Here is a 7,979-nt window from a genome sequence, read left to right on the forward strand (position 1 = left end):
CCCCAAGCCTTCCTGCACGGCCAGCAGCAAATTGTGTTCCGTCAGCGCGATCGCATCCGGTTGTTGTCCGGATTGTTCGCTCGCCTGGAGCCACCACTGCGTCTCGCCGTGTTCGTTCACGGTTCGTAACAAGGCGAGTTCCTTGCCTGTCGAGTGGATTTCGATCCGCCCGGCACCGTCGACGGTGAAGCGCGCGACGGGATCGAAGGTGATGCCGTGGTGGTTGCCTTCGATCAGCAGTTGGTCGATGGCGTAATCGTAAGTCGCGCCGTCCGGCGCACTCTCGAATACATGGGTGGAATTGCGTCGCAGCTTCAGGCCCACCTCGATCAGTGGTTGCAGCCAGGCTTCGATCTGGTGATACAGCTCGTAGACCTGGGCGGGCCAGCTGTCGATGGCTTGATCGGCGATGGTCGCGTCGGCACTGGTTTGCCGGGATTGTTTAAGCTTCGCGGCGAGCTCGTCTACCTTACTCATTTCGATTTCCTGTCGTGATGTCAGTTAATCGTAGCTTCTTCAAGGTCATGTGGTTTTGCCTTGCGTCATGGAATTAAAACACAACCATTTATCCCTCAATCCTCTGTTTATCCCGCACAACCCCGTAGACTACGCTCAAAAAAATAGGGGCTTTGGGCCGTTGCTCATGTCTTACCCTTTTCCAGGACTCACTTTTGCCTATCCCCATTCACGATCCGCAGCACGCGTCCGGCGGTGCCTTGAAGCGACTGCCTTTGCTCAAGGCTGCGGTGCTGTTCATTGCGGCGGTATGCCTTTGTCTCTGTGGGCTGCTTTACCTGCAACTGGAGCAGTCGCGTCGGCATGACCTGGCGTTGGCCGAGGTGTCGTCGTCGAACCTGACCCGGGCCATGGCGCAGCAGGCCGAAGACACGTTCATGAAGGCCGATCTGGTACTGACCAGTCTGGTGGACTGGATTCAGGCTGAAGGTTTCGACGCTGCCCAGACGCCACGCCTGCAGAAAACCTTCGCCCGGCGGGTGCAGGCGCTGCATCAGTTGCACGGGATATTTCTGTTCGACAGGCAGGGGCAATGGGCCGTGACGTCGTTCGAGGATCTACCCCGCGGGGCTGGTGTGGCGGATCGCGAGTATTTCAGGTTTCACCAGCAAAACATCTCAACCCTGGCGCACATCGGCCCGGCCATTCGTAGTCGGGAAAATGGCGAGTGGATCATTCCGGTTTCCAGGCGGATAAACGATCAGAGCGGTCATTTCCAGGGTGTGTTGCTGGCCGGGATCAAGATGTCGTACTTCGATCAGTTCTTCAAAAGCTTCAGCCTCGACGACAACGGCGCGATGTTTTTGGCATTGACCGATGGAACACTGCTGGCGCGGCGGCCGTTTGTGGAATCGCAGATCGGCAGGTCATTGGCTAAGGGCGAGATTTTTCAGAAACTCTTGCCCAACGCCACGTCCGGCAACGCCATGATCGACTCAGTGGTGGATGGCATCCCTCGGCTGTATGGCTATCGTCAGCTCGATGCCTATCCGGTGGTGGTCGCGGCGGCATCCTCCAAAGACGCGGTCCTCAAGGACTGGTACGACACGGCGATTCAATCCGGTGTGATCGTCGCTCTGGTTGTCCTCGGCGTGGGGTTGTTCGGTTGGGTGTTCATTCATCAGGTTCGCGCGGGCGAGCGCATCGAGGCGGATTTGCGCGAGGCGCAGAAAACCCTGGAGCTGATCGCCACCCACGACAGCCTGACCGGGTTGGCCAACCGCCGCTTGTTCGAACGGGCGCTGGAGAAAGAGTTCGGGCGCGGTGCCCGGCGGTCGAGCTCGCTGGGCCTGATCATGCTCGATATCGATTACTTCAAGCGCTACAACGACACTTACGGTCATGTGGCCGGGGACCATTGCCTGGCTGAAGTGGCGCGGGCCCTGAAGAGTTGCTGTCACCGCAAAGCCGATCTGGCGGTGCGCTACGGCGGTGAAGAGTTCGCGGTGTTGCTGCCGGACACCGACATTCATGGAGCACTGACGATCGCCGAGCAAATCCGCCGCAGCGTCATGGACAAAAACATCACCCACAGCGGTTCGCCCACGGGCTATCTGACGGTCAGTCTTGGCTGTTATTCGTTTGTGCCGACGGCGCACGACAGCACCGAAGTGTTGATCAAGCGCGCGGATGCGGCGCTGTACCAGGCCAAGCATTCAGGGCGAAATCGCTCGGCGGTGTTGTCGATGGAAGGGGGCGTCGAGGCGCTGATGCGCTCGGATCGATGACGCTTGCGACCATCGATGGGCAATGGTTCTTGTGACCGGTTCTTCAAGTGCGGCAATGACTTGCGTTATCCAGGAGCGATGATCGGGCATGCCTGCTATGGCCTGGGTAAGACCCTGTTCACCATGGACCACTACGAGGGTGTTTTCGTGGTCGATCCCCAGCGAACAAAATACGCCGTGGTGCGTGGGCTTCAGGTGCAGGACGAGGCGGCGGCCTATCTGTCGACCTCGATCGCGACGCTCATTGACGAGGTTCAGGGTCAGGAGAACCTCATCAAACCCGTCAGCCACTACACCTTGTTCGAGGGCAAACCCGCGCTGCTGTCGGCCGCCGCGATTGTGCCCAATGACGAACGCCCGGCGGTCGATCCCAAAAGCACTTCGGTGCTTATATACGTTGACCAGCTGAACCCTGAAAAGCTCAGCGCCTTGAGCGTCGATTACGGTTTGCACGACTTGAGCCTGACGCCCGACAACGTCATCGCTCCCGGTCAGCCCGCTATTGCCCTCGCTGGCACCGGTTACAGTCTGGTCTCCCGGCTCCAGCGGCCGGGTCATCAATTGCTTTGGTCACTGCTGCCGCCACTGGGCGGGGCGCTGCTGGTTCTGGCGTTGTTGACCGCTTATTTCTTTCGCTATGTCCTGCGCACGTCCGGGCATGTGGATGCCAGTTACACCAGCCTCGATTTGTCGAACCAGGCACTGGAGGCCAGTGAAGAGCGTTTTCGTGCGGTAGCCGAGGCCGCGTCCGACTGGATCTGGGAAATCGACGACCAGCATTGCATCACTTATCTGTCGGGACGCTTCAGCACCGTCACCGGGTTCTCCGATCAGCAGTGGCTGGGACAGAACATCGGGCAATTGCTCAATTGCGATACGACGCCGTTGTCGCTGTGGCTGAACAAACTCGATGAAGAGCAAGCCGTCAGCCATTTGCGCTGTTCCTACCGCGATCAATCGGGGCAACAGCGGGTCTGTCGGGTGTCGGCACGGCCGATCCAGCGCAAGGGCGCAGTGCTGGGCTATCGCGGAACGGCCAGCGACATCACCGACGAAGTCGCTGCCCATGCGCAGATCCAGCATCTGTCGTTGCACGATGCCCTGACCGGCCTGCCGAACCGCAACAAACTGGCGCGTTTTCTCGATGAGGCGCTGGCACTGAAAGAGCAGTCGACGGCGCTGACGTTGTTGATGATCGACCTGGATAACTTCAAGCCGATCAACGATTCCCTCGGCCACCCGGCCGGCGATGCAGTATTGCTGGAAGTCGCCACCCGTTTGCGCGAGTGCACACGAGAAATTGATCTGGTCGCCCGACTGGGGGGCGACGAGTTCGTGCTGGTGCTCCATGGCATGGACAGCCACGCGGAAATCGACCGGTTTTGCGAGCGCTTGCTCGACAGCCTGCATCAGCCGATTCACTACGACCATCACTCGCTGCACATCGGCGCGAGCATCGGTATCGCCTTGAGTCGGCGCCAGGGGCATATTCCACAGGAGCTGATTCGGTGTGCCGATATCGCGTTGTATCAGGCCAAATCCGATGGCAAGAAGACCTGGTGCTATTTTGCCGCGCACATGAACGATCAGATCCAGCATCGCCGGCAACTGGAAACCGACCTGCGTCGGGCGATCAAGAACAACGAATTCGTGATGCATTACCAGCCGCGTTATCACGTCGATGGCAAGCGCATCGTCTCGGTCGAAGCGCTGCTGCGCTGGCAGCATCCAGTGCAAGGCTTGTTGAGTCCCGACGCGTTTATCCCGCTGGCCGAGCAAACCGATCTGATCGTGCCATTGGGCCGCTGGGTGCTACGCGAGGCGTGCGAGACCGCTCTGACCTGGCCCGGTGCGATGATGGTGTCGGTCAACCTGTCACCGGTTCAATTCGCCCGTAGCGATGTGATCGAGGACGTGCGCGAAGCGTTGATCCAGACCCGCTTGCCCGCCAGTCGGCTGGAGCTGGAGATCACTGAAAACGTGATGCTCATCGACGTCGATGGCGCCTTGGCGACCATGAATGCGCTCAAGGAGTTGGGCGTGCGCCTGAACATGGACGACTTCGGCACCGGTTATTCCTCGCTGGGTTACTTGCGCACGTATCCGTTCGACGGGATCAAGATCGACAAACGCTTTATTTCGTCCATGAGCAGCGGCAGCAATGATCGCGCCGTGGTACAGGCGATCATCAACCTGGGCAAGGCGATGGGCCTGACGGTGACTGCCGAAGGTGTCGAGACGCTGGAGCAACTGGACTTCCTGATCTCGGATCAGTGCCATGAAGTGCAGGGGTTTTACCTCAGTCGTCCGGTGGACAGGTCTGCACTGCTGCCTTTGCTCAAGGCCTCGCAGGAAGACTTTGCGCAGCAGGGCGCGCACCTTTAGTCGCCTGTTACGTACGCCACGGCAACTGCCGTGGCGCCCCCCGGTCACAATTGGATACCGCCCATCCGTTGCGAGCATCGGACCATGAACAACCTGAAAATCGCCACCTTCAACGTCAACGGCATGCGTGCACGCCTGCCCAATCTACTGGCGTGGCTGGCGCGGGAGCAGCCAGACATCGCCTGCCTGCAGGAACTCAAATCGGTGGACGGGGCATTCCCTGCCGCTGAGCTGGAGGCGGCCGGTTATGGCGCTATCTGGCAGGGCCAGGCGGCGTGGAACGGGGTGGCGATTCTGGCGCGCGATGCGCAACCGCTGGAGCGTCGGCGTGGTCTGCCGGGCGATGACAGTGACACCCATAGCCGCTACATCGAAGCGGCCGTGCACGGGGTTCTGGTGGGGTGTTTGTACTTGCCCAACGGCAATCCGCAGCCGGGGCCGAAGTTCGATTACAAACTGGCGTGGTTCGAGCGGCTGATCTCGTACGCCAAGGACCTGCAAGGCAGCGACCATCCGGTGGTGCTGGCCGGCGACTACAACGTGGTGCCCACCGATATGGACATCTACAACCCACGCTCCTGGCTCAAGGACGCGCTGCTGCAACCCGAGAGTCGTGCGTGTTATCAGCGTCTGCTGGATCAGGGCTGGACTGATTCCCTGCGCCATCTGTATCCAGAGGAGCGGATCTACACCTTCTGGGACTACTTCCGGCAGCACTGGCAGAAAAACTCGGGACTGCGCATCGATCATCTGCTGCTCAATCAGGCAGCGAGTCCTTATCTGCGAGAGGCCGGCGTCGACGCCTGGGTTCGCARCGAGTCTCATGCCAGCGATCACGCGCCGACGTGGATTCGATTGGGTTCACGCAAACGGCGATAGTTTTGGCGTGAGCGGCGATTGGCGAAATCAATTATCGGCCCGAGCACTTTTTCCCTTATACATGGCGGCCATCGGCGGAGCGATCCGCGGGCTCCATGCATAAGGATTGAGCGATGAGCGAACCACGACTGACAAATCTTGCGCTGTACCTGCAACGCCTGGGTTTCGACGCGCCCCCGGCGCCGACCCTGGAAACCCTGCGTCAATTGCAGTTGCGCCACACCGGTGCTTTTCCGTTCGAAAACCTCACCACGCTGTTAGGGCAACCGGTACTCATCGACCTGCCGTCCATCGAGCAGAAAGTCCTGCACGACGGCCGTGGCGGTTACTGCTACGAACTCAACAACCTGTTCCTGGCCTTGCTGCAGACGCTGGGTTTCGAGGCGCGCGGCATCACCGGTCGCGTGGTCATGAACCAGCCCGAAGGCGCATGGACCGCACGCACTCACCGCTTGAGCCTGGTGATCCTTGACGGCGTGCGCTACATCACCGACGTCGGCTTCGGCGGCATGGTGCCCACCGCACCGCTGATCCTCGACACCGAGGACGAACAGCTCACTCCCCACGAACCCTATCGCATCGAACAGCATGCAGACGGTTACACCCTGCGTGCCAACGTCGGCGGTGAATGGCGGGCGATGTACATCTTCGATCTGCAACGTCAGGAAGACATCGATTACACCCTCGGTAACTGGTACGTCTCGGCTCATCCTGAATCGCCCTTCGTCAAACAATTGATGGTGGCGCGGACGGGGGAGGGATGGCGACGCACGCTGAACAATGGCAGTTTTGCCATTCACCGCTTGGGCAGTGAGAGCGAGCGGCGGCAGGTGACGGATGTGGATGAGTTGATCGGGTTGCTGGAACGTGAGTTCGACATTCGGGTGCCAGCGAAGGAGGCGTTGGAGCCGGTGCTGGAGCGGTTGATCGAGCCGGTGCCGCAGGCAAACTGAGCACCACGCGAAGGGCGGATCTGATCAATCCGCCCTTTTTTATTTGGCCGACTCAAGCGGTTTGTGTCTAGGAACGAACTTCTAGCTCCATCACGTGATGGATTTCGCTGAGGGCCTCTGACAATTTTTTCTCCAGGCTTTTCAGCTCCGAGGCGGTTATGCCTTTTTTGAAATGCCCGACGTTTGTACCTGCGGCGTTCTCATCGGGCTTCGCCGCTTTACCTTTATCGCTGAGCAACACCTGGCGCAAAGTATTGTTGATCACTGTCTGGTAGCCATACCCCTCGTTTTCTGCCAGAGCGCGTGCAGCCTCTATGACGACATCGTCGAGCATGATGGTGATTCGGGTCTTGCCTTTGCTTGTGGCAATTGCTCCACGCTTGGCGTTGCTGAAGTCGTATTCGTCTTTCATCGTTCAAGCCTCCAAATAGTGGCGACGCTCGCCTTTGGTGGCGATGCGTGCGGAAATGATTCGCACGAAATTCGGGTCGCGCCAGGTGTACGCAACGACCAGCAAGCGACCTTTGGCATCCAGCCCCATGATGATCCACCGCTGCTCATCATGATGGTTGTCCTGAAAAGTCAGGGCTCGTTCGTCATAAAACACCGGTTCTGTCTCTGCGAGGCTGATGCCTTGATGTTTTAGTTTGTTGGCCGCGTTCTTTGCCCTGTGATACTGAATCTCGAATGACTTTATTATGCATACTTTATATGTATAAGCGAGGAGGCGTCCGTGCTGGCGGTCGCTTGGAAAGCAAAAGATTAGCGGTGAGGAGGGATAGGGGCGCAGGGATGTATTTCAAGACGTTTGGGGTTGGAGGCGCTATGGCCAAAGGGTGGCGTGGACAAGTGTCCATAATCTGACTGGGCAGTTGTATACAGCTCTATAGACAGTTGTCCTGAGTATTGAATACAGTGTGCGCATAACAAAAACCAGGGAACCCCCCAACCATGAAAACGCCCCATGTTTCACACCAACGGCCCGAGGACGAAAACCTTGGGATCGGCGCGAATATGGCTTATGGCCTGCAACACGTTCTGACCATGTACGGCGGTATCGTCGCGGTGCCTTTGATCATCGGCCAGGCGGCCGGGCTCTCGCCGGCAGACATCGGTTTGTTGATTGCTGCTTCATTGTTTGCAGGGGGGCTGGCGACATTGCTGCAAACCCTGGGTTTGCCGTTTTTCGGTTGTCAGTTGCCGCTGGTGCAGGGCGTGTCGTTCTCCGGCGTTGCGACCATGGTCGCGATAGTCAGCAGTGGCGGGGAGGGTGGCTTTCAGTCGATTCTCGGGGCGGTGATTGCCGCGTCGTTGATCGGTTTGCTGATCACGCCGGTGTTCTCAAGGATTACCAAGTTCTTTCCACCGCTGGTGACGGGCATTGTGATCACCACTATCGGCTTGACGCTGATGCCGGTGGCCGCGCGCTGGGCCATGGGTGGCAACAGCCATGCGCCGGATTTCGGCAGCATGGCGAACATCGGTCTGGCGGCGATGACGCTGGTGCTGGTGTTGCTAT

At 59.0% G+C, this 7,979-nt stretch carries 7 protein-coding genes and 1 pseudogene; 5 read left to right on the forward strand and 3 right to left on the reverse strand.

The annotated features are described in order from the left end of the window. Positions 1 to 477 (reverse strand): hypothetical protein (locus AC1DLB_RS19220; protein WP_477785454.1); only part of this gene is annotated, 477 nt, incomplete at its 3' end. A gap of 194 nt (positions 478 to 671) precedes the next feature. Between AC1DLB_RS19220 and AC1DLB_RS19225 the strand changes: the two genes are divergently transcribed. The 4 genes and pseudogenes from AC1DLB_RS19225 to AC1DLB_RS19240 all read left to right on the forward strand — a co-directional run bounded on the left by AC1DLB_RS19225 (position 672) and on the right by AC1DLB_RS19240 (position 6,460). Beyond that, positions 672 to 2,243: a sensor domain-containing diguanylate cyclase gene (locus AC1DLB_RS19225; protein WP_064616978.1), complete on the forward strand. Its 1,572-nt coding sequence runs from the start codon at positions 672 to 674 to the stop codon at positions 2,241 to 2,243. A 102-nt stretch (positions 2,244 to 2,345) separates the two neighbouring features. Continuing rightward, positions 2,346 to 4,628 (forward strand): annotated as a pseudogene (locus AC1DLB_RS19230) (putative bifunctional diguanylate cyclase/phosphodiesterase); the annotation flags it as partial. An 84-nt stretch (positions 4,629 to 4,712) separates the two neighbouring features. Next, positions 4,713 to 5,507: an exodeoxyribonuclease III gene (xth, locus tag AC1DLB_RS19235; RefSeq protein WP_477785455.1), complete on the forward strand. Its 795-nt coding sequence runs from the start codon at positions 4,713 to 4,715 to the stop codon at positions 5,505 to 5,507. A 113-nt stretch (positions 5,508 to 5,620) separates the two neighbouring features. After that, positions 5,621 to 6,460 carry an arylamine N-acetyltransferase family protein gene (locus AC1DLB_RS19240; protein ID WP_457326959.1) on the forward strand — a complete coding sequence of 280 codons (840 nt, stop codon included), beginning with the start codon at positions 5,621 to 5,623 and terminating at the stop codon, positions 6,458 to 6,460. Between the two features lie 67 nt (positions 6,461 to 6,527). On the opposite strand, the gene AC1DLB_RS19245 is transcribed toward AC1DLB_RS19240, so the two are convergent. Next, positions 6,528 to 6,872 (reverse strand): BrnA antitoxin family protein, encoded by a 345-nt coding sequence (locus tag AC1DLB_RS19245; protein WP_018928112.1) that lies wholly within the window; start codon positions 6,870 to 6,872, stop codon positions 6,528 to 6,530. A 3-nt stretch (positions 6,873 to 6,875) separates the two neighbouring features. Beyond that, positions 6,876 to 7,157, reverse strand: a complete 282-nt coding sequence (locus AC1DLB_RS19250; RefSeq protein WP_477744452.1) for a BrnT family toxin — start codon at positions 7,155 to 7,157, stop codon at positions 6,876 to 6,878. A gap of 254 nt (positions 7,158 to 7,411) precedes the next feature. Between AC1DLB_RS19250 and AC1DLB_RS19255 the strand changes: the two genes are divergently transcribed. Continuing rightward, the coding region (locus tag AC1DLB_RS19255; RefSeq protein WP_477785456.1) for a solute carrier family 23 protein at positions 7,412 to 7,979 on the forward strand (568 nt) is incomplete at its 3' end.

The sequence above is a fragment of the Pseudomonas sp. 05N434 genome, assembly GCF_056396965.1.